Here is a 435-nt window from a genome sequence, read left to right on the forward strand (position 1 = left end):
GTTTCTCCGGCGCCACGCTCCCGCCGATGATCGCCACCGACAGGTAGGAACCGGCAATGACCTTGCCAGGATAGGAGAGGGTCCCGTAGACCGGATTGGTCAGCGTATAGACGAAGTCGAGATCCTCGCCCAGTTGCATCGGCGTACCGCTGAGCACCGTCTCGCCGTCCACCTTCAGTTCCGGGGTGACCGAGATGAGGTAGGCGGGGATGGTATCGGGCAGTTGGCTGAGGTCGGTGATCTCCCCTTCGGGTAAGAGGGCGACCAGCGCCGCCTCGTCCTCCGCGGTGCTCGGCTTGAAGGAGACCGTCACCTTGCGGTTGTTCAGCTTCGGGAAGGGGTAGGCCACCTGCTGGGTGGCGCCGCCGAGCCCGTCGTTGCCGAAACCGAGGGTGACGTGGTGTTGCAGCGCCGCGGGCAGCGCGCCGTAGGTGG

At 65.7% G+C, this 435-nt stretch carries 1 pseudogene; it reads right to left on the reverse strand.

From position 1 onward, the window contains the following. Positions 1–435: pseudogene (locus ACYQ2W_RS26640) on the reverse strand (transglutaminase domain-containing protein); the annotation flags it as partial.

The sequence above is a fragment of the Endothiovibrio diazotrophicus genome, assembly GCF_054657215.1.